General features: G+C 39.7%; 21 protein-coding genes. 11 read left to right on the top strand and 10 right to left on the bottom strand.

Going from position 1 to position 19,508, the window contains the following annotated elements:
- Positions 1–388: 388 nt before the first annotated feature.
- Positions 389–1,414: a sensor histidine kinase gene (locus tag ACZZZK_RS04340; protein WP_463483054.1), complete on the bottom strand. Its 1,026-nt coding sequence runs from the start codon at positions 1,412–1,414 to the stop codon at positions 389–391.
- 258 nt (positions 1,415–1,672) lie between these two features.
- Positions 1,673–2,419, bottom strand: coding sequence for a LytR/AlgR family response regulator transcription factor (locus ACZZZK_RS04335; protein ID WP_463483053.1), 747 nt, complete (start codon positions 2,417–2,419; stop codon positions 1,673–1,675).
- 448 nt (positions 2,420–2,867) lie between these two features.
- Between ACZZZK_RS04335 and ACZZZK_RS04330 the strand changes: the two genes are divergently transcribed.
- The 3 genes from ACZZZK_RS04330 (at position 2,868) to ACZZZK_RS04320 (ending at position 4,107) form a co-directional block, all read left to right on the top strand.
- Entirely contained in the window at positions 2,868–3,278 is a 411-nt protein-coding gene (locus ACZZZK_RS04330) for a cyclic nucleotide-binding domain-containing protein (RefSeq protein ID WP_463483052.1), read from the top strand.
- Between the two features lie 75 nt (positions 3,279–3,353).
- Positions 3,354–3,803 (top strand): MauE/DoxX family redox-associated membrane protein, encoded by a 450-nt coding sequence (locus ACZZZK_RS04325; RefSeq protein WP_463483051.1) that lies wholly within the window; start codon positions 3,354–3,356, stop codon positions 3,801–3,803.
- A gap of 31 nt (positions 3,804–3,834) precedes the next feature.
- Positions 3,835–4,107, top strand: coding sequence for a hypothetical protein (locus ACZZZK_RS04320; RefSeq protein ID WP_463483050.1), 273 nt, complete (start codon positions 3,835–3,837; stop codon positions 4,105–4,107).
- Positions 4,108–4,148: 41 nt separating this feature from the next.
- Here the strand turns inward: ACZZZK_RS04320 and ACZZZK_RS04315 are convergent, their stop codons facing one another.
- The 4 genes from ACZZZK_RS04315 to ACZZZK_RS04300 form a co-directional block, all read right to left on the bottom strand.
- On the bottom strand, positions 4,149–5,522 hold the full coding sequence (locus ACZZZK_RS04315) for a TlpA family protein disulfide reductase (protein WP_463483049.1): 1,374 nt from the start codon (positions 5,520–5,522) through the stop codon (positions 4,149–4,151).
- Positions 5,476–6,816, bottom strand: a complete 1,341-nt coding sequence (locus tag ACZZZK_RS04310; protein ID WP_463483048.1) for a RagB/SusD family nutrient uptake outer membrane protein — start codon at positions 6,814–6,816, stop codon at positions 5,476–5,478. The genes ACZZZK_RS04315 and ACZZZK_RS04310 overlap by 47 nt, the downstream gene beginning before the upstream one ends.
- Positions 6,817–6,826: 10 nt before the next feature.
- The gene (locus ACZZZK_RS04305) at positions 6,827–9,802 is read right to left on the bottom strand and encodes a SusC/RagA family TonB-linked outer membrane protein (RefSeq protein ID WP_463483047.1); all 2,976 of its coding nucleotides are present in this window, start codon (positions 9,800–9,802) and stop codon (positions 6,827–6,829) included.
- 296 nt (positions 9,803–10,098) lie between these two features.
- Positions 10,099–10,239 (bottom strand): hypothetical protein, encoded by a 141-nt coding sequence (locus tag ACZZZK_RS04300; protein WP_463483046.1) that lies wholly within the window; start codon positions 10,237–10,239, stop codon positions 10,099–10,101.
- Between the two features lie 292 nt (positions 10,240–10,531).
- On the opposite strand from ACZZZK_RS04300, the gene ACZZZK_RS04295 reads away from it, so the two are divergent.
- The 6 genes from ACZZZK_RS04295 to ACZZZK_RS04270 all read left to right on the top strand — a co-directional run bounded on the left by ACZZZK_RS04295 (position 10,532) and on the right by ACZZZK_RS04270 (position 14,296).
- The gene (locus ACZZZK_RS04295) at positions 10,532–10,804 is read left to right on the top strand and encodes a helix-turn-helix domain-containing protein (protein WP_463483045.1); all 273 of its coding nucleotides are present in this window, start codon (positions 10,532–10,534) and stop codon (positions 10,802–10,804) included.
- A 447-nt stretch (positions 10,805–11,251) separates the two neighbouring features.
- The gene (locus ACZZZK_RS04290; protein ID WP_463483044.1) at positions 11,252–11,593 is read left to right on the top strand and encodes a DUF4007 family protein; all 342 of its coding nucleotides are present in this window, start codon (positions 11,252–11,254) and stop codon (positions 11,591–11,593) included.
- Between the two features lie 304 nt (positions 11,594–11,897).
- Positions 11,898–12,521, top strand: coding sequence for a hypothetical protein (locus tag ACZZZK_RS04285; protein WP_463483043.1), 624 nt, complete (start codon positions 11,898–11,900; stop codon positions 12,519–12,521).
- Positions 12,437–13,147 carry a hypothetical protein gene (locus ACZZZK_RS04280; RefSeq protein WP_463483042.1) on the top strand — a complete coding sequence of 237 codons (711 nt, stop codon included), beginning with the start codon at positions 12,437–12,439 and terminating at the stop codon, positions 13,145–13,147. Before ACZZZK_RS04285 ends, ACZZZK_RS04280 begins: the two co-directional genes overlap by 85 nt.
- A complete protein-coding gene (locus ACZZZK_RS04275; RefSeq protein WP_463483041.1) occupies positions 13,134–14,024 on the top strand; it encodes a protein NO VEIN domain-containing protein in 891 nt (296 codons plus the stop codon). The genes ACZZZK_RS04280 and ACZZZK_RS04275 overlap by 14 nt, the downstream gene beginning before the upstream one ends.
- A gap of 2 nt (positions 14,025–14,026) precedes the next feature.
- Positions 14,027–14,296 (top strand): hypothetical protein, encoded by a 270-nt coding sequence (locus ACZZZK_RS04270; RefSeq protein ID WP_463483040.1) that lies wholly within the window; start codon positions 14,027–14,029, stop codon positions 14,294–14,296.
- Between the two features lie 281 nt (positions 14,297–14,577).
- On the opposite strand, the gene ACZZZK_RS04265 is transcribed toward ACZZZK_RS04270, so the two are convergent.
- From ACZZZK_RS04265 to ACZZZK_RS04250, 4 genes are all read right to left on the bottom strand, one after another.
- On the bottom strand, positions 14,578–14,670 hold the full coding sequence (locus tag ACZZZK_RS04265; protein WP_463486277.1) for a DNA methyltransferase: 93 nt from the start codon (positions 14,668–14,670) through the stop codon (positions 14,578–14,580).
- Positions 14,671–15,397: 727 nt separating this feature from the next.
- Positions 15,398–15,715: a hypothetical protein gene (locus ACZZZK_RS04260; protein ID WP_463483039.1), complete on the bottom strand. Its 318-nt coding sequence runs from the start codon at positions 15,713–15,715 to the stop codon at positions 15,398–15,400.
- A gap of 8 nt (positions 15,716–15,723) precedes the next feature.
- Positions 15,724–17,118, bottom strand: a complete 1,395-nt coding sequence (locus tag ACZZZK_RS04255) for a hypothetical protein (protein ID WP_463483038.1) — start codon at positions 17,116–17,118, stop codon at positions 15,724–15,726.
- A 12-nt stretch (positions 17,119–17,130) separates the two neighbouring features.
- Complete coding sequence (locus ACZZZK_RS04250) at positions 17,131–17,772, bottom strand: Crp/Fnr family transcriptional regulator (protein WP_463483037.1); 642 nt, start codon at positions 17,770–17,772, stop codon at positions 17,131–17,133.
- A 183-nt stretch (positions 17,773–17,955) separates the two neighbouring features.
- Here ACZZZK_RS04250 and ACZZZK_RS04245 point away from each other — a divergent pair, with 183 nt between their 5' ends.
- Both ACZZZK_RS04245 and ACZZZK_RS04240 read left to right on the top strand, forming a co-directional pair.
- Positions 17,956–18,831 (top strand): RteC domain-containing protein, encoded by an 876-nt coding sequence (locus tag ACZZZK_RS04245; protein ID WP_463483036.1) that lies wholly within the window; start codon positions 17,956–17,958, stop codon positions 18,829–18,831.
- Between the two features lie 121 nt (positions 18,832–18,952).
- A complete protein-coding gene (locus ACZZZK_RS04240; RefSeq protein WP_463483035.1) occupies positions 18,953–19,486 on the top strand; it encodes a hypothetical protein in 534 nt (177 codons plus the stop codon).
- Positions 19,487–19,508: the final 22 nt, after the last annotated feature.

The following is a 19,508-nucleotide window of genomic DNA, read 5'->3' as shown; positions in this document are numbered from 1 at the left end:
TTTGTTTTGTGATACAAGTTTTTAAGAAAATAGTGCTGTTTGATTTGATTCAGTTCCGTACAGGTTTCTGAATCTCATAATACCACCGGTTTTCAATTTCGAGCAATTAGGCTAGTAAGTACCATTACCTAATAATCCAAGCAAATAAGTTAGTTCACGTTATTTTTATCAATATATTTAACAAAAGAAAGAACTTGGATAAGTATAAAACCTATTCTTCCCCCCATTTCGTGGAACTATGCGCATAATAACCATTTCCTTTCCGAAGCCTGATTAAGGATGTGGATATCTTAATCATATCGAATCAAGTTAATATCAACATACAGAATTACAGAAAAGCACACAATTTTTACATTTGGTTGTTCAGTAGATATCCTTGAGCGATGTATTATAATAAAATCTTCAATTGAGTTCTAAATATCTCACCATCCATTCCATATTTAAAAAAGTGACTATCAGGATAATATGCCTCGAGCCTTGAACTCACATTATTTAATCCAGATTTTGTGCCATTTTCATCTGGGTAATTTGCTAAATAATTTGCCGTCTCAAATGATATCTCCGTTTGAGATGATTCAACTTTAATCATTGATGGATGAGTAATATCAACTGTTTCCCCGTGTTTGAAAATATTTTCGACGAGAGTTAATAATAATACGGGAAGAATTTGAGCCTCGGAATTAAAAACATTCTTTTCAAAATTGATATTCAGGGGTTTTTCAAATCTCAGTTTGTTTAGATGGATAACTTTTTCAATCTGTTCGACTTCTTCCACTATTCTAACCGTTTCCCTTTTACCTGATTGTATTGCATATGAAATGATTTCTGAAAGTTTTTGGATTGCTTCACTGGCAATTGCCGGATTACGCTTATTTGCATATTTGACAAAACTAAATGTATTAAATAAAAGGTGAGGGTTCAACTGTGCTTTGAGATATTCTTTTTCTGCAGTAATAAGTTGGTTTTTCAAACCAGAAATTTCCAATGCGTTTTCAGATTCTATTTTTTGTTTCTCAATATAAACCTTAAGGAAAAAGTAACCAGTTGAATAAGCAAGAAACCAGCAGCCCCTCCAGAAAGCACCTGCGAAATATGCAACGGTAAGTAATTGTTTAAAAGGTTTTTCATTATTTAATAGGTAGGTAAAATATACAGATAATAACAAATAGATCGAAATTTCCAAACCAAAATATAGTGTGAAATAAAGCCAGCGTTTTTTTGGTTTATAGATGCTTGACATTGTAATCCTGCTGTGGAAATAGAATAGAGCCGCATTTAACGGATAAAACAACAAATAAAATTTAATTGGACTGAATCGCTGGTTGATTAGACCAACGAAAACAACCTCAAGCAGTATCAAAATACTCCAACATAAAAAATGAATTTTTAGCTCCTTAAGGCTTATTCTACCCATGTTATATAAAATTTAGTATATCATATATAATAAAAATGCCCACTATCTGCACTCAGGCTAATATTGGTTTAACAAATCAAATAGCCATGAATGATTCTACAAAACCAAGATTACAAAAAAGGACCATCTTCATATTTAAGAGAAGATTTTATTCTGTTCTAACCTCTACCGGTGATCCGACCACTTCACTTACAGGTACTTCAACTATTACCGATCCAACAAATACTACCACATCAACTAGTGGTCTGCGTTGATGCTCTATGAAGTGTAATGCTCCGTTAGTAATTTGTAAAACTCTTTTTGATATGGTATACCAACAGGAAATTTCTCATCGTTTTCTAAATAAACCATGTGCCCATCGATTCTGTCGAAGAAAAGCAACGAAATTACAATTGACTTCGCAATTCTGACAAATATATTTTTGCTCTTCAACTCTTCCTCAATATCCTTAAGCATCATGTATGTTACCCGAACATCCTTTGATGTATGCACCCTGACATAATTCGCCATTGCTTCAAAATATAAGACTTCCTTAGTCATAACTTTGAAGTAACTGTTTTTTGTATCGCCTTTAAAAAGTAGATAGTCATGAGCTTGAAGCTGTGCTGAGCGAAGTAATTTAGTTTCATGAAGTTTGTCGACCTGCTCATTAATTTCCGCAAGTGCCAAAGGCTTTACTAAATACCCATCTGTTTTGACTTTGATTGCTTCCAGCGCAAAATCTCTATAAGCAGAAATGTAGACCAAAAATTCAACATGAATTTTAAACAAGCGGGCTGCTTCTATACCGCTGGTCTTGGGCATTTTTATGTCGGAAAAAACGACGTCGACCTTATGTCCGGTTTGTAGGAAAGTAAGGGCATCTTTGACATTAACAAATGTTCCCACCACGGAAACTTTGGGGATTACCTCCAGGAGGTCAACCAATTCAGCGATACCATGCGGTTCATCGTCGATAACAATGCATCTTAGAATAAGTATATTATCATGCTTTTCTTTTTTCATAAGGCAGCAGAAAATTACATAAAAAGACAAAAAAAATCAAATTAATCATACATCAATATCAATCATATATAAAATTTGGGATAGGATATATAATAAAATCAATCACACCATTCCTATAAACTTAAATTGGATATAGAAATTATTGATTTATTAACCGATCAATTTCGAACATCGTTCTTTAATTGGACCTACGTCCTTGGATACTAAAAGGGAATCTCTATGGTTCCCTTTTTTGTTTTACATTATTGAATGGTGATTGGATGGTCACTAACCACACTCTCTTATGCAAACAGATTTGATTTTTGACTCATTGTTGGAAAAAATTTCCTCTTTCCACCAGATTACTCCGCTTTTTGTCCAGAAGCTGAAACCCTTGATTAATTCCCGGGAGTTGAACCGAGGAGATTTACTAATTCAGACCGGATATCGAACGACCCACCTGTGGTTCATGTTCGAAGGATTTGCCAGAGAAGTTGGGCGTGATGAGGAATTGGAACGAACAAGCTGGTTCTACTTTGCAGGTGACTTTATGTATGCTTACCCAGCTTTTTTTAGTCAACTACCTGCATTCAGGGATGTCGAAATAATTAGTAAAAGTATTGTCGTGGAGATCTCTTATAAAGATTTGATTAACTTGAGAAAAGAATTCGAAGAACTAAATACGATCATTGATCTGGCAAGGGGAGTGTGCGAATCTGAACGTGCGAGGTATGCTTCAGAAAATCATACACTTACGGCAAGAGAACGCTACGAACAATTCTATGATCGTCACAAGGGATTGTTCAACATTGCCAGACACAAAGATATAGCCAGTTTTCTCAGGATCAAAAGCGATGGATTTAGGCGCTACAACCATTAGCTATAATTAAATTTTATTCAAAAACCGCGTACCTGCGTACGGAATTTGATTTTTTCTTAGGGCTAGATTTGATTTATGAAATCAATGACAATAAATAAAACCGAATCTCCTTGGTATATCGATATTGGACTTGCACTGCTCATCTTACTATGGCTCTATACCGGACTTTCGAAAATATTTAGACATGATCATTTTGTGTTCCAAATGGGGTTATCTCCTGCGAAGCTAGTGAGTATGAACAAGGAATTCTTGAGCTGGGCAATTCCGGCTATTGAACTGATATTGGTGGTAATGCTGGCTTTCGCTAAACCAAGAAAATTGGGGCTTATCTTTTCTGTTTTATTGCTTATCGTCTTTGAGATCTATATTATTTCGATGCTTTATAACGGCCATTTGCCGTGTGCTTGCGGCGGAGTAGTTGGCTTACTGAGCTGGAAGGGTCATGTAATCTTCAATGCTGTCTATCTTTTGATAGCGACTGCCGTTTATTTTTCAGAATATCCACGCGTCCGGAAGCGCGAATAGAATACCGTTAAACTCTTAAAATTTAAATGTTATGAAAAACTTTAGAAAAAGTTTGGTAGCACTAGCATTATTTGCAGGTGTTACAGCGGCCTTAGCTGGCCAGGTGTCAGGGATGACAAAAGGTAAATTGGTGGATTACAGTTGGACCCACTTCGATACGGATGGTACTACTGTGCTGGAAAGTAACGTCATCAAAGATCTTGACGAAGCCGTGGAAGATTATGGTTGTGATAGAATTGAATCTACAAGGTGCGCAACTGGAACAGCGCCTGGCCAATCTCCAATAACTTTGTATTACCAGTAATATGGAGGGCACATTTATATTGTGCCCTGCAAATTGCTGTTTTAGTTCTGGTCAGAAATGATCAGAACTTTTACCTTTCTCTTTTTGCGTAAGATCTGAATGCCCCGTTCCTCTAGGAGCTTTGTTATCTTAACCATATTAATTCCTTCTCTGGGATTTGGGTTTATGAGTTCCAAATCTATAGGATAGGTAACCTTGGTCTCATCAATTAATGGCTCAGGAAGCGTAAAAACAAGATTAATATTTTCTATTAACTCTCGAATTGTCATATTGTTCATTGTTAAACCAGCTGCAGTTAGCTTAAATGATTTTTCTCTACCAACACTTCTGGGGAGCTTGTTTTTCTTGTCTGATAGAATAATTTGACAGATCTTGGATTTTGAACTTAGTTCAGTCTTATATCCAAAATATTCGAATAAGTCAGATTTCATTCTATTGAAGAATTGTTTTTCAGGAATAGAATTTACGTTACTTAGTTCATACGAGTAGCAATTGGATTCAGCCCATTCTAATTTAGTTTTATAATTTGTCTTGGATATATCTTTTGGCACTCGCATTAAAAGCGAATCGGTGTTCTTGAATTCGATAAGATTTGGATTCAACACTTGTGAGGCATTCAGTTCTCTGTAATATGCACACCAATAAAGCATCCCAATTGTAACATTCATAGCAAAAAACCGCATCCCTGGGGGATTATTATTTCCATCATTGAAAGTTGTTCCCGGGCCAATTCCTAAATTATATTTAGAAAGGCTACTTCGAATAATCGATAAGCTATCGGGTGCATGATAGGGTTTGTAATAATCAAAATTGAGTATATCTTTTTTTTCTCTAAGCCATGGTTTTTTATTTTGTAAAAATTGAGCGATTTTATCTTGGTTAATATCCTCACTCGCTGTAATGGCCGCTACTCTTCCTATCGAATCCACCCAGACATTGTGTGGCAGGAGTCTATGAGGAAAGTATGAGATTAGCACCTTATCGGAGGTTAAAACTGTTATTTTACTTAAATCAATTTCAGGGTGTTTCCTGAAAAATGCCCTTGCAACTTCGATATTTTCATGAGTGACCGCTACAACAGTAAGTTTCTTGTTGAAACGGGCAGAAAGTTTTGAAAGTTCTGCCATTTCCCTTATACAAGGTACGCACCATGTAGCCCAGAAATCTACAATCATCAAACCATTAGAATAGCCATTCTTGAAATTTTCAAGTTGAGCGCTTTCTGGCATTCTATTTAAGACATTTAGCTCAGGAAAATTTTCACCTATATGTATTTCCTTTTTTATTTTTTCTTGCGCCGTAGCGATATGGGTATTGATCAGGAAAAGCCCGATCAAAGTTATTATGCATTGCTTCATCATATTTTTTTTAATAACCTGAGTTTTGTCCCAGATTTGGATTCGTGGTGATTTCATTTTGGGGAATAGGGTAGAATGCCGATTTGTCGGGCCATGCAGGTTTCACAAGACTGACGGCCTCTTTAAGTTTACCCGTGCGCTTTAGCTGCAAAAAGCGTTGTCCGCCCTCGGCAAAAAATTCATTTCTCCATTCCCTTCTCATTGCTGAGGTAAATTCTTCCATTGTAATACCCTCACCGAGAGATGGCAAACCTGCCCTGTTCCTGATTATGTTGAGATCCCTAACCGCCAATGCAACCGATCCCAGTGCGGCAGTCGCTTCAGCATGAATGAGATACTGTTCTGAAAGGCGGAAAATGATCAGGTATTCAGGTGAAGAGGTATTTGCTGTTCTATTGCGGTACTTATAGGGGTGGCTATAGGTAACATTGCTCACCACTACATTTCTAGTCCAGTTTGCCTTTCTCAGATCTCCCTGCTCAAAGGAATTTAGTAAGCTTGGTGTCAATGGATAGAGTGGACGACCGCTTGCAGGAATTAGTGTGGTCGCATCAGCTATAAATCCTGTTGGTGTCCAGATCTGAAACACGGTTTCCTTACTGTTGTTGGCAAATGCGGAGGCAACGGCAGGGAGGGGGCCGAATAGATTGGAAGAAATCAATGTCTTTGAATATTTTTTAGCTTTATCCCAATTTCCCTGCGCTAGATAAACTCTTGCAGCCAGTGCCATTGCGGCATATTTATTTGCTCTTGTTTTAACAGAATTAGGGTTTTCAGGAAACGCATCAAGAGCATCCTGTGTATCTTTCTGCACTAGAAAATAGATTTCACTGATTTCATTTCTGGTTGCTGCCCGATTTTCATCAACATTTGTTCCGGTAATCAGCGGGACTTTTCCGAAAGTGCTGACCAAATAAAAGTAAAAATAGGCACGCAAAAACTTTGCCTCTGCCAAAATGTTTGCCTTGAACTTTTCGGGTAATGGGTTATCGGCACCCAGATGCTCGATAATGTCATTGCAAGAATAAATCGCAAAATAGCTGTTCCTCCAAAAATTAAGGACCGTTGAGTTTGCAGGAGAAAGATTGCTGTTTAAAAATTCGTCATTAGGTTGATTGGGGTAGCTGAGGTCATCTGTAAATACCCCAAGATATTTGTTCAGATTATTATCTACCGTTTTATCGATAAGCGCATAAATATTTAACAGTGCAGCTTTTGTTGCCGTTGTATCAGCAAATACTTCAGTAGTGTTAAGCTGGTTTTTAGGGAGGTCAATGTTGACCATTTTTTTGCAGGAAAATAAGACTGCAATAGTTATAGATAGGCAAGTATAAGATAGTCTTGTTTTCATAATTCTTCAGTTAAAATTGGGTCTGTATTCCAATAAGTAGGGTTTTCATTGGTGGAAAGTTCGGACTTGTAGGGCTGAATGCTCCGGATTCGGGATCGATAAATGGGTTGTCCCGGTTCCAGAATGTAAGAAGGTTCTGTGCCTGTAGATAAATTCTCAACCTATCCATTTTAAGATTCCTCAGAATCTTTCCCTTCAAGTCATAACTCAAGTTGACGTTCTTTAGCCTTAAGTAATTGGAGTTGTAATAGTTGGCGCTGGAGGCTACGAAATTATAATCAATGGTATTGGAGGCCTTAGGTATGTTTGTGACATCTCCAGTCGCCCGCCACCTTTGATTAACGATGGCAAAATCGTTCAACATAACTCCTGGAGTGTAGACTGAACTTCCAAAGCTCCTTTGTTTTGCAAACTGAAAAAAGAAATCCAGAGCAAAGTTCTTGTAGTTGAAGGAGTTTCCCAGGCCGCCATACAGATCCTGTGTCTGTTTTCCTATGGTGTTGAAAAAATAGGGAGACAATGTCGTTCCGCCGTTAACATTAGCGTAAGCTGCAAGCCCTGTTGAAGGGTTGATGCCAAGGGACTGATAACCATAAATTCTGGTGATATCATATCCAATGGACAATGTTTGCGCATAGCTTGAAGACTCAAAATTCTCAAACGATTTCAGTGTATTTCTCGGAATCGTCAGATTAAAACTTGTTTTCCAGGAAAATGATTCTCCGTTTATATTCTCCGTATTTAGTTCTATTTCCAATCCCCTGTTTTCTACGACTGCCGGAAGATTTGCCTGGTAGTTGGCAAAGCCGGTCAGGTAAGGGATTTTATAACTAACCAGCTGATCGTTACTTCTATTAAGATAGAGATTAGTGGTTAGCAGAATTCTGTTGTTTAAAAAGCCAAGTTCTAAAGCAAGCTCCGTTTTGCGCGTGGTCTCCCAGTGAAAATTATCATTGGCAATCCTTGTCGGACGCAAAGCCGGAATGCCATTATAAGTGTAAGGAGAACTACCATAGCTTGAAAGATATTGGTAAGGCGTTATCTGGTCGTTGCCAGTATGACCATAACTTGCCCTAAGCTTTCCGAGGCTTAGCCATGAGAAGTTTTCCTTTAGCCAGGTTTCTTCGCTGAATATCCATGCTCCTGCAATAGAGCCAAAGTTTCCAAAACGCTTTCCTTCTCCAAAACGGGACGAGCCGTCCCTACGAATCGTCCCATTAATTAGGTATCTTTGCCCATAATTTAAAGTTAGTCTTCCAAATGCTGATAGGTATCTATACTCATTGAAACTGTTCAATGCTGTTAAGGTTCCTGCTGAGCCAACATTTTCCATCAGGCTTTCGCTACTAAAATTTTCGCCCTTAATGGATTCACCGTTTGAGGCGGTCGATTGATAAGTACCTCCAAAAAGCGCCTGGATATTGAACTTATTTATCTGTTTTTGATAGTTCAGCTGCGGCTCTACTATAAATGATTCATTTGAGTTCTTACCGAATGCAGTATAATTGATCCCGGATGGCCCCATGCTCGATGAGGGAAACACCTGAATCTGATCGAGGGAAATCCTGCTCAACCCGGCAGTACCCTTAAAGCGCAGTCCTTCAATTATTCCGTAGTCCAGACTAACATTACTGTTTAAATTAAAGGTCTTGGCAATTGTGTATGCATTTTGTTCCGCCAGCGGATTCACGTATGTCCAGTTAAATGACCCATCGGGATTATAAATAGGATAGTGAGGTGGCAACAGAACTGAAGTTGGAATAGACGCAGAATTGGTCAATCTGTTATTTCCAATACTCAAGGTATTTCCAAATTGAAGCTTAAATCTTTGGTTCTTGGAAGTATAATTGAGGTTTGCCTGAAAGCCACCACGCTGAAACCGATTGGTTCCGGGAAGAATTGTCCCCTCATTCCTGAAATTACCGCCAATCAAGAATGTTGTCTGTTCATTTCCTCCAGTTATTGAGGCCTGTAGGTTCGAAGCGTTTCCGGTCTCGCCCATAAGATATTCTGCCCAGTCTGTACCTCTGCTTTGGTTCCAGATAAAAAGGTCCGGTGCGTAGTTCGCAGAAAGTGGATCTGCAGATGGTATGCGTCCGTCATTGGCAAATGCTTCTTTTCGCATCGTCAAATATTCATCAAGACTAAGCAGCTTCGGAAGGTTGGCGGCCTGGTTGATGGACTGGCTGAAATTAATATTATACTTTGGCTTTCCGGTCCTGCCTTTTTTTGTAGTAATCAACACTACGCCATTTGTGCCCCTTGAGCCATAGATCGAGGTGGCATCTGCATCTTTTAGAACAGTTATATTTTCGATATCGTCTGGATTGATGTTGTTCAATGGGCTTGTTGAGCCGTTGACAGCTTGCAATGCGAGTGCATTAGCCGAACCATTGAGTGTGCCTATGGTTGTATTATAGGGCATACCATCCACAATATAAAGCGGGTCAGAACCAGCAAGCAGAGATCCCTTTCCCCTTATTCTGATACTGATCCCACCGCCAGGCAAACCGTTTGTAGTCTGTACCGCCACACCAGCAATTCTTCCGGATAGGGAGGATAGTATATTGGTAACCGGCTGCTTTTCAATTTCCTTAGCTGATAGTGATCCTGATGAGCCTGTGTTCAGTTTTCTGGTTGTTTGTCCATATCCGATAATCCTGACCTCCTCAAGGCTATTGTAGTTTTCCGTCAGCGTAATCAATATTTTCTCTTTTTTGGTTAAATCATATCTATAATTTATCTTATTGAAATTTAAGTGACTAATGATTATTGTTCCAGTTGTCCTTGAAGCTGGTAGACTAAAATTTCCATTGGCATTGGTAAAGGTAGATGATGAGGTTCCGGCGAGCTGTATTGTTGCGCCTTTAATTGGAAACCCATTTTCATCCTGAACACTCCCGGGAATTATGATTGAGGACTGTCCTCTGGCCCAAAAGTTTAGGCATAGTAAAGCCAGTACAATAAATATTGTGGTTTTTTTCATGTGGTTCGTTTGATTAGTAGATAGGAAATACCATCTAGGTAGGTGGTTTAAAGAACCAGGTCGGGGGCCATTTAGAAATTATTGATCATTAACCGAACAAGCATGACCGACCCGCCTGGTAAAGAATTTACTCAGGAGCGCAGATGATGAGTACAATGATATTTAGAAAGTCGGTAGTCAATAGTTTAGGTTTTGTTAGTGATGTGCAAAGTCATTATTGAAAAAACTGCCTTCCACAAGTACCATTAAAGAACCAATGAGAATTATTATTGTGGGAGGCAGTTTTGACACATTCACTAAACTGGGTTTTTTGGCTTCAGTGCATAAAGCCTGTTGAATGGGTAAGTGGCTTCAGGTTTGTGTGTTGAAAAAGAAAAAGCAGCTCCATATCCAGTAGAGAAATGGTAATAGTTTGCAGATTTGTTTATTCTTTTCATACTCGTATCTATTTGTACGAGTCACATAAGAGGAACACTATAGCGGGCTCATCTTGTTTATCTTGACAGGCTTCTCACGGCCGGGAGCATAATACAATAGAGCCCATAATGCTATAGTGCGTACAATTATACACAAAATAATCACCATGGGCATTAATCTATTGTCTCTGCTCTATTTTTGTGAGAATTTGTCAAGAGAGACTCTTAATTAATACCTTAAATATAGATCAAATATAGTAAATACTCTTAATTAAGAGTAAAATAGTTTTATATTTTTTTTGAGTTTGGCTTGGTGATCAAATTACCCAAACAAAAAGCACGAACTGGCTTTCTACCCGATGATATAAAACGAATTGGTTTAAGACTCAAAGCTATCCGAAAGCAATTAGGTTTTTCGAATTCTGATAAGTTTGCAAATCATTATGACTTAGATAGAGCTCAATACGGAAAATATGAGTCGGGCTCACAAGATCTCAGAATTTCCTCTTTGGTAAGGATACTAGAAAAGATTGATTTCAAATTATCAGATTTCTTTAATAATGAATACGACTCTATAGTTATTTGAAAATTTAGTAGAGGTATTTCAATACTATGTCCTCGCAGATATTAATAGATTTTCTGCAAGTGCTAAAAAAAGAGTTAATCGGTAGCAGAATAAAATTAAATTGCGGTTTTGATACAATACTAGCCTTGCCAGCTGACCTACAAAAATATTTATTTTTGAAACGGTGGAAATTTTCTAACCTAACACTCACTAATGGAAACGGTTTGTTAAAAGAGGGCACGACAGCTGTGTGTTCTTCGCTAAATTATTTATACAACTTATTCACAATCAGTGCTGAATACGCCATAGGCGCATGCAGTAGCTATTTTGATGCTCAAAATGTTAGTAAATAATCCACCGAATTGCTGAGAATTTTGTGATTTTTGCGGAAATTACACCAACTATATAATTTTAATAACCATCAATCACCTAAGCTTAAGGTTTTGGCGCTTGATCCAGCATATATCCATGAAAGTAAGTTTTAGTGGTCACGAAACCTTCGTTTGCAGACAGTTCTGGTTAAAAAAAGGCTACGAACACCTCGAAGCGTCGCGTTCCTTCTCTAGTGATGAAAGCGTGGTGCAGCTCGGAGTAGGTAAAAACATGACTACCGCGATCAAATTCTGGTTACGGGCATTTAACATTATCTCTGAAGACGATACAACCAATCGTTTTGGAGCATACCTCATGGAAGGCAAAGATCCGTATCTCGAAGACTCGGCAAGCCTCTGGTTGTTACATTACATGATTATCCGCTCAGAAAGGGTATTTGGGCATTTCGGCAAAAATGGCCAGCCGTTCCGCATTTAAACTGTCACCCTATTTCGCTTTAAAGTGACCACCTGTTTCGGGGAAAACTGGCCGTTCTGATCTTTTGATCAGCTTTTTTCGCAACTGGCTTCCGGGAATAATTTTTCAATTTCTGGATAAAATAAAGGCTCCTGGGAGCATATCTACTATTCGGGATGGATTACGGTCACTTCGCTGTTTTGAAGGGGGTATGGCGTTTTTTTGCGCGTTCCAGTACCTGCGAATGGATTTTGATCGCTAGAAAGGTCTGAATTGAGGATAAATCTGGCAGTAAGATAGATTAAACCGAAAAGTCCTGAGGAAAATGGATTTGGATCCGAAGTGTATATTTGTTCAGAGGGAAAGGAACTTAGATGTGCATCATCCGGTAATCAAATTGGTGGCCAGTTTGGCCCGAAAAAGAGGGGTCACTTTCACCGAAATACACACCCTAATGGAGACTTCCGGTAACGGACTCAACTTTTTGATCCATGCCCAGGAATTCAGGCCCAACAGAGAACGGGATTATCTGCATCTTGTGGCCAAGAACGATGAACTCGTTGCTGATGTCACCGGCAACAAAAACCTGCTCGAAAAAGCATATGTCCTTATTATAAGCAAAATCTTAAGCGATGAGTCGCTGGATTTTCTAAGCGCACTGAATATCGAGTTTGTGGCCAATGAAGATGAATTTGAGGTTGCCCTGAAAAAAGACTACATCGAAAAGTTGCGGCCACTGGAGCGAATTGCCGTCGGCGCGGCGACTACCGCGATAGGGGCGATCACGTTTTTTGATGAAGAGGTACTTGCCTTACCGGCAGAGCTGTTGCGCTCTTTTTATAATGTTTCAGCCAATTCAAACCCTTGCCAGCCTTTGAAGACTACCTGTTTTTATCGAAGATCGCTTGCAACTGGCGAGCGGCTGAGGTTTCGGAACTGTCCATCTTAGGGCTAAAAGAGATTTTCGCCTGCCTTTCCGAATCGACTGCAGCAAACTATAAACAGATCCAAGAACAGCAGGATTACCTGGAAATGATCAGGTGCATCGAAAACGATGTTGAACTGCTCAACGAATTTCCGCTAATTCCCAATATGCACCACAAGCTAAAGACCTTTTCCGAGCTGGTGCGCTGGGAGGAAAAAGAGCCGTACCTTATTCAGGTGGTCGATGCTTTAAACGCGAACATCAGTGAACGCTATGTGCTGGAAGACTATGGCTTCATCAGCAATTTAAAGTCTTACAACCGGGTAGATTTTCGGGATGAGTTCAATAAATCCTGCACCGAGTTGACCGAAAAACTTTCCAAATCCAATGAAACCTTCGCCACCGATGATTGCAGGTTTTTCAATCTGAGCCATTATTTGTGTTTTTTTATTGGACTGAACGGGACCACACCGATAAACGGCGCGCTAACGGCATTTTTTAAAGCTGAATTCGAACTGGACTTTCATCAGGAATTTATCGGAGCCCCAACGGTCGATACCAATTTCTTGCCGGCTATATATCCGCAGGCTCCAAGCTGCCGATGCCCCGCTTATCGAAGCAAAAACCGAAAAATTATTGGAGCTCATTAAGCTCATCAATCCAAATACGCAATTAAAACACGATTTGTTGGACAAACTCGCCTGTTTCCCAAATCAAAAATTCACGCTCAAATCCCAGTCTGAACTTAAGATCGATGCCATCGCTGACGAAGTGTTCAAGGATCAGTATCACCATATCACCTGTATTGAAAGTCGAGAAGTTCTTGCACTGAGCCCGTTTAATGACTTCTTGCAGCATAAGGATACCTTGAGCGGATTACAGCTCGGCGAGGAAATGGAGCGCACCCTCCACCCAAATAAAGTTTTCATGCCCGTTCAGGTGGAAACTTTACCAACTGTACTCGAATTAATCAAAAATATTTCCATTAACCCTCCTACCTGGGGCAGCTGGCTACCGAATATCGATCGGGTGAAAGAGGAGATACTGATGCACAAATTTCGGGACAAGAACACTCGGACGAGTCTGTTCAACATCCTTTCCGAGGATGAAGAAAAGATCAACCTTTTGGGCGAACTTGCCCTCATCGAAGACCTCCAGGGTCTAGTCGACGCCGGAAAGGAAAAACTCAAAGAAAAGCACCGTCACGATCAGCACCTGGATTACATCAAGGAAATTGGTATACGCATTCAAGATATGATCCAGGAGCAAATCGATGAATCCCTGAAAGACACCATCGCATTGGTGGATTCCACCAAGGACGAAAAGCTGCAAACCAAAGAGCAGCAAAACGGGCAGGATTTCATTATTTACCGAGGCACTCAGCCGATTTACTTTATCGAAGTCAAATCTCGCTGGGATAGCGAGGGGATCGTGGCCTTGAGCAAAAGGCAGGTGGAATGTTCCGCCAGAAACCCTGAAAAATATGCCGTGATCACCGTTAACGTAGCGGACTACAAAACAGGGTAGAGGTGAAAGTCGATGACATCTCCTTTGACCAACTTTATAAGGATATATACATCAACGATGATCTGAGCGCAGAGTTTGAGCAGCTCATCAAAGAAAATCGGATCCTGGAAATGGCGCCCGAGAGTGGTAAACTCATCGAATTCAGAGAACACATCCCGCAAGACAGGATCCGCTCGACTGGACTATCCTTTGATGATTTCATCGCAAACTTGAAAACGCAACTGAGCACGCTTGCAAGTAGCGCATTTGTAGCCAAGGAAGCAGGGAGCTAATCAAGCCTTCAACCTGCAAATGCAGAAATCAAGGCGCGGTCAATCGACCGCGCTTTTTTTTAAGCTGTGACCAGTCCTGAAATAAGTTGACACTTATTTTAGGACTAGTCACAGTTCCCGCCAACGGCCATCCAAAACAGATAGCTCCGCCGGTGAATATTTGTCCTCTACTATCACCTTTCGGAGTGAGAATCTGGTGCCTACAGGACTTTAGCGGCCTAATTTTTCAAATTTGAAAATGTATGTATATATATTTAGAGTTGATTGATCAAAGAAGTTATTTACTTACTTATTTCCATCTCTAGATGCTTTATTACTTTATAGTTTATAATTATAAAATTACCACAACCCCATGCTGCGTCAAATAATTTAATTTTTTATTATTCAACTAGTAATTTAACCATAGCCCTTGTACAATGATAATTTTTTCAAAATATTCTTTTAAAGAGTCTAAATAAAGTAGGTCGATTAAATTCTTGTAAGTGAAATGGATGTATAATGCATTCATAAACCGCATTGCTCTTCGGGATCGGCTAGTTTTTATCATTGAGTCAAAATATCTGGATTAATTTCACTCCAATCCAGATCTCTTCAACTTAAAAACAATACCGTAGATTTTGAAGAAATTTAGGAGTATAATGCTATCTCTAAATAATTTCTCGTTCACATAAGGAGATTGATTTTGGGAATAATCTGTAAAAGAACCACTAAAATATTCTAAAGCTGTGCCATTTTGTAGGCAGCGTCTCGATCAGTTTTCTCATCATTCGAAGATCTATAAACCTCTGCAACAGTTAAAGACAGAATAATATCGAAATATTTTGTAAATGCTTGAATGGGAAATCTTTTTTTATCTTGGTTTTTAAGTCTTTAGTACTTAAGGTATTGTAATCCGTCAAATAAAAATCTCGAATTTTGTTTTAGTAATATTTCGTCGGTTGGAAACTCATCAACTTTTAAATGCAAATCCTTTTCAAGGCAAAATTATTTTTTTATACAAAACTTCGCCTGAGGTTTAGAAAAATTATAGCTAATTTAAGTTATTCAAAGCCATTCGCTTTATTTTTGTGTGAAAGTATATTGGCTAAAACATAATTTTGTCTACTCGGCAATATCTAACGAATACCTCTCCCAATGTTTTAGCATGGTTAACCACTCCCAAAATCTCCAAGGTTTAAAACCAAAAGTCCTGAGTAAAGTTTTATTTGGGTTGTTTGGGTTCTGTTGTTTAAATCTAGACCACCTTACTTTACCTACTTCAAAATCAAGACCTTTCCCCGGTTCTTCAGTATAGGTGAAACTTCCATCTTTGTTTTGATAAGAATAACTTTCCTGTAGAAAATAGTTGACTGGAGGTATGTTACTGAAAGCAATAATTGAAATGGCTACTATCAGCCATGTCTTTGGTTTTTTTCTCATCTTCCGATTTAATTACAAGGTCCTTTACTTGCTGGGATATTACCACCAGCTTCATTAATGTCTCGATTTGGATTGTTTGCCTTTTGCTCCCGCAAAGCGCTTGCCATTCCTGCTGGAGTTTTTGCATAACCTGCTCCTCCAGGTCCGGAAATTCCAATTTGTGCTGTTGGGTCGGGAATAGGGATTCCTCCAGCCTGACCTGCTCCGTAAACGAAAGCTGAACAGTTAAAGTCAGTGAAATGATAGTTAGTAGGTGGGTTACTAATATAGTCTATCACCTTTTGAAAACGTCCACCATCTAAATAGTAGGTAGTACTAATATCATAATGAATATCGCCATTATCTTTCACTTGAGACTGCGAACTTAACTTATCCAACCCTGACCCAGTCGGGTAAAAACCAACCGTCTGTGTGATTGTAGTGTTTCCGCTTGTTTTGCTTAGGGAGATGGCGACATGGCCAAAACTATTAGCGCCAACATTAAATGAGGTTCCTGGTTGGGGTTCTACTACGTAGACACGCACAACAAAAGCAGCGTTTGGATCAGAGATTTGAGAAAAACAATCCATCATTTTTTTTGGATCAACTTTGTTGTTGTTTTCGCCAGGCAGATTTGATGGGGGAGGTGCAGATGGAGTGCTTGGAGAGGAACCACCACCCCCACCGCCGCCACCTCCTGAATAATCGGAATTTCCGCCGCCAATCCCATCGTACATACTTGGCATGCTGTCACCTGAGAAACTATAACTGCACTGTCTTTCGGAATGTACTGTAAAATCCCCCTCTGCATCAACATAACTGCTTTGTACCCAGATACAGGATTCCACCATGGCCAGCATAATTTTCCCTTGGATGCCATTTAAAGATTTTACTTTATTTAATGAATTGTTGACATTCTGGATTTCTTCTTCCTTTGACAGTTGCTTGATTTCACCAACTGGCTTGCCGCCACTATACAATCTGCCGCCCTTTAATTTATAGTTCAGGTCGTATTCAAAGACCCTGCCTGTAAAGGTTTCCGCTTCGCTTTTGCCTTTTTTTTGCAGATAGATGGCGTCTGGGATGATTTCCAGGATTCTGGCTTCAATGATCTGGTTTTGTTTATTTCTGCTGATGGTCAATTCCCGGTAGCCCTGTGCATATCGCTGATAAATAGGTTGGCCTTTGAGTCGAACGACCCAGTTGCTACCTCTATTATAAGCTGAGTCCCAATTTAATCTTGTTTCTTGTAGGAACGTTGAACTGTCCATTGGGGTATTAGCTATAAGAGCTTTGGCATCATTTAATGTCAGGTTACTTTTTTCGGGAACTTTATTTTGGGTTTCAGCATTTCCTATTGGTTCTTTTTTGCAGGCAATGACTAGCAGGATGAGGAGTGCGATTGGTTTAAATTTTGAGTTCATCTTGAGATCGATTTAGTGAAAAACTGGTTTCTGATTTGCTGTATTTTGTGATTGAACGCACAACCTTGCTTTTTTGGAACGTATCCTGCTCAATGTTTCCCGGGTCATTCCAAGGTAACTGGCGATATTGGTTAAGGTCGTTTGCTGCTCGATATCGGGATATCTCTCCAGCAGCTGATTTAGCCTGGTTTCCGGGGTCTGGCTACGCAGGAAAATCGATCGTTCCTCGCTCAGTATATAATACTTTTGGGTAACGATTCTGCCTAATAAATTTCCCTGTGGAAAATCGGCATAATAGGCATTGAGTTCATGCCAACTCAAAGACTGTAATTTACAGTCCTGCAAAACCTCTATATACTCATGAGCTGGTTTTTGAGTGAAAAAGCTGTAAACAGAAATCATCAGATCGCCCTTTCGCATAAACCACGTTGTACATTCCTTTCCCTGTTCATCAATGAAATAAGCGCGCAAAAATCCGCTCCTGATAAAGTAAAGTCGCCTGGCAGTTTCGCCGGGTTTTAAAAGCAATTGTTTTCGATGGAATTTTTCGGTGAGAATCTCCCGGTTAACCCGCTCCTGCATAGGGGCAGGGAGTGGCACAATGAAGCCTAAAGTTTCAAGTAAATCGGCCTCTTCATTCTCTAAAATGTTCATACGCTGTCGATTGTGATCGAAATCAAACCTTCGCAGCTTTAATCAGACTAATATTGTCCTGTCGGAAATGGATACAATTGTTTAACGTAAAAATCTGGCATTTGTTTTACTGCCCGTTTTTTTTGTTTCCAGGCCCTTTCTGTTTTAGCGCTCCTCGCAATTTTAAACTTAAATCCCATTGTTATGACCTTAACGAAACTATCAGAAAAACTCTATGAGATATTGCAGGAAGAAATCAGGGAAACCAGCGCTATTGAAAACCCACTTGAAAAGTTGCGAAGTGGACTCGCCGTGGTTCAGACTGCTCTCGCTGAGCTGAAGATTGCCTTGGCAAAATCCGGGTTTGAGCATCAGCAGGAAGAAATCTGGTTCTTTAAAACCGGGAAACCAAGGATCTATGCCATGCTGGTATTTGTTACCGAGCGCTATGCCATAGAAAATAGTATGCCGGTTTTTGGAAAAAAAAGCCAAACAGTACATCTTCAGTCGCAAATATCGTTCGTTGACAGATTCTTTCGACAGAACGAATTTCTTTACCAGTACTACCGCCTGAAAGCAACTGACCTGGATGATAAATATTTTGTTCGTCATCAAAATGCAACGGTACCGGGCTTTGCAGAAGTACCTGATGTAGACCCTTCGTTTTCAACCATTGCCGACTACCTCTTCTCCAAATTTATCGCTTATGAGGAGCTGCTGGTTTACTTGCAAGCTGAGATTTTACACAGAAGCATACCAGAAGGGGAGTTGCCGAAAACCGGGCAGAAAAACCTCAAGTGGACAGGGGAAAGTATCAACGTGGTCGAACTGGTGTATGGGATTTATGAGACCCGCCAGGTGAATGATGGTAAGGCAACGCTCATAGAGCTTATGGATGCTTTTTCCCAGGCTTTCCAGATTAACCTCTCGACATATTTTAAACGTTTCTCTGATATCAAGAGGCGCAAATCAATGAGCAAGACCAGGTTCCTAGATGAAATGCAACAACTGGTTTCCAAAAGGATTGAAGACAGTGATGCCTGGATTCCGGATGACCAAAAGAGCCGCTACGGCTATTAAATCATGATTTATAAATAAATCATTAGGGATAACCCGGGTTATCCTGAAACAAAAATTTCGGCTTTTTGAAATTTTGTATCACAGCGGCAGGCAATGGTGCCTCGCCAAAAATTTAAACCTTATGTTGCAACACTTCACCTGGACTCAGTTCCTGATTGCCTCGGCAATATTTAGCCTGTTATGGTATGTAACAATCCTACTCACGGCCTACCGCAGAGAATTTCTTCTGTTTTTTTCCGGAAAACGAGTTGACAATCTTTCCGCATCAAATCAGCAGATTCCGGTAAAAAACGATCGTTCCACCCATCACGAAACTAGTATGATGGGACTCTCCAAGCTTCCCGAGGGACTGGAGATAGTAGAAATGGGTGCCCTCAGTTTTGCAGGTAATAATAGCGGTGAGCATATTGATGAACGCGAAGAATCCGATAAGATTGGCCTTGTTCCAGATGTCCTTCAGGAACTGAAGGAAGTTTTTGAAGTGCTTGCCACAGAGGATGGCAACAAAAAGGATTTCATAGACCTCGCCAAAATGATCAGCCATAAATATGGTAGAATCGGCTCAAATCCCAATATCAGCCACATCAATACATTCATCAGGGAACATGCACCATTTGCTATTTCTTCAGAGGAAATTGAAAACCTATGGAACTAAGGACATTTATTAACCTAATATT

This window comes from Pedobacter sp. AC163 (assembly GCF_979258665.1).
This window is presented reverse-complemented; position numbering and strand designations above follow the sequence as displayed.

Bases quoted from the DNA above. Each gene is read 5' to 3' on its own strand.
- ACZZZK_RS04340 (WP_463483054.1), bottom strand. From the start codon at position 1,414: ATGGGTAGAATAAGCCTTAAGGAGCTAAAAATTCATTTTTTATGTTGG.
- ACZZZK_RS04335 (WP_463483053.1), bottom strand. From the start codon at position 2,419: ATGAAAAAAGAAAAGCATGATAATATACTTATTCTAAGATGCATTGTT.
- ACZZZK_RS04330 (WP_463483052.1), top strand. From the start codon at position 2,868: ATGTTCGAAGGATTTGCCAGAGAAGTTGGGCGTGATGAGGAATTGGAA.
- ACZZZK_RS04325 (WP_463483051.1), top strand. From the start codon at position 3,354: ATGAAATCAATGACAATAAATAAAACCGAATCTCCTTGGTATATCGAT.
- ACZZZK_RS04320 (WP_463483050.1), top strand. From the start codon at position 3,835: ATGAAAAACTTTAGAAAAAGTTTGGTAGCACTAGCATTATTTGCAGGT.
- ACZZZK_RS04315 (WP_463483049.1), bottom strand. From the start codon at position 5,522: ATGAAATCACCACGAATCCAAATCTGGGACAAAACTCAGGTTATTAAA.
- ACZZZK_RS04310 (WP_463483048.1), bottom strand. From the start codon at position 6,816: ATGAAAACAAGACTATCTTATACTTGCCTATCTATAACTATTGCAGTC.
- ACZZZK_RS04305 (WP_463483047.1), bottom strand. From the start codon at position 9,802: ATGAAAAAAACCACAATATTTATTGTACTGGCTTTACTATGCCTAAAC.
- ACZZZK_RS04300 (WP_463483046.1), bottom strand. From the start codon at position 10,239: ATGAAAAGAATAAACAAATCTGCAAACTATTACCATTTCTCTACTGGA.
- ACZZZK_RS04290 (WP_463483044.1), top strand. From the start codon at position 11,252: ATGAAAGTAAGTTTTAGTGGTCACGAAACCTTCGTTTGCAGACAGTTC.
- ACZZZK_RS04285 (WP_463483043.1), top strand. From the start codon at position 11,898: ATGGATTTGGATCCGAAGTGTATATTTGTTCAGAGGGAAAGGAACTTA.
- ACZZZK_RS04260 (WP_463483039.1), bottom strand. From the start codon at position 15,715: ATGAGAAAAAAACCAAAGACATGGCTGATAGTAGCCATTTCAATTATT.
- ACZZZK_RS04255 (WP_463483038.1), bottom strand. From the start codon at position 17,118: ATGAACTCAAAATTTAAACCAATCGCACTCCTCATCCTGCTAGTCATT.
- ACZZZK_RS04250 (WP_463483037.1), bottom strand. From the start codon at position 17,772: ATGAACATTTTAGAGAATGAAGAGGCCGATTTACTTGAAACTTTAGGC.
- ACZZZK_RS04245 (WP_463483036.1), top strand. From the start codon at position 17,956: ATGACCTTAACGAAACTATCAGAAAAACTCTATGAGATATTGCAGGAA.
- ACZZZK_RS04240 (WP_463483035.1), top strand. From the start codon at position 18,953: ATGTTGCAACACTTCACCTGGACTCAGTTCCTGATTGCCTCGGCAATA.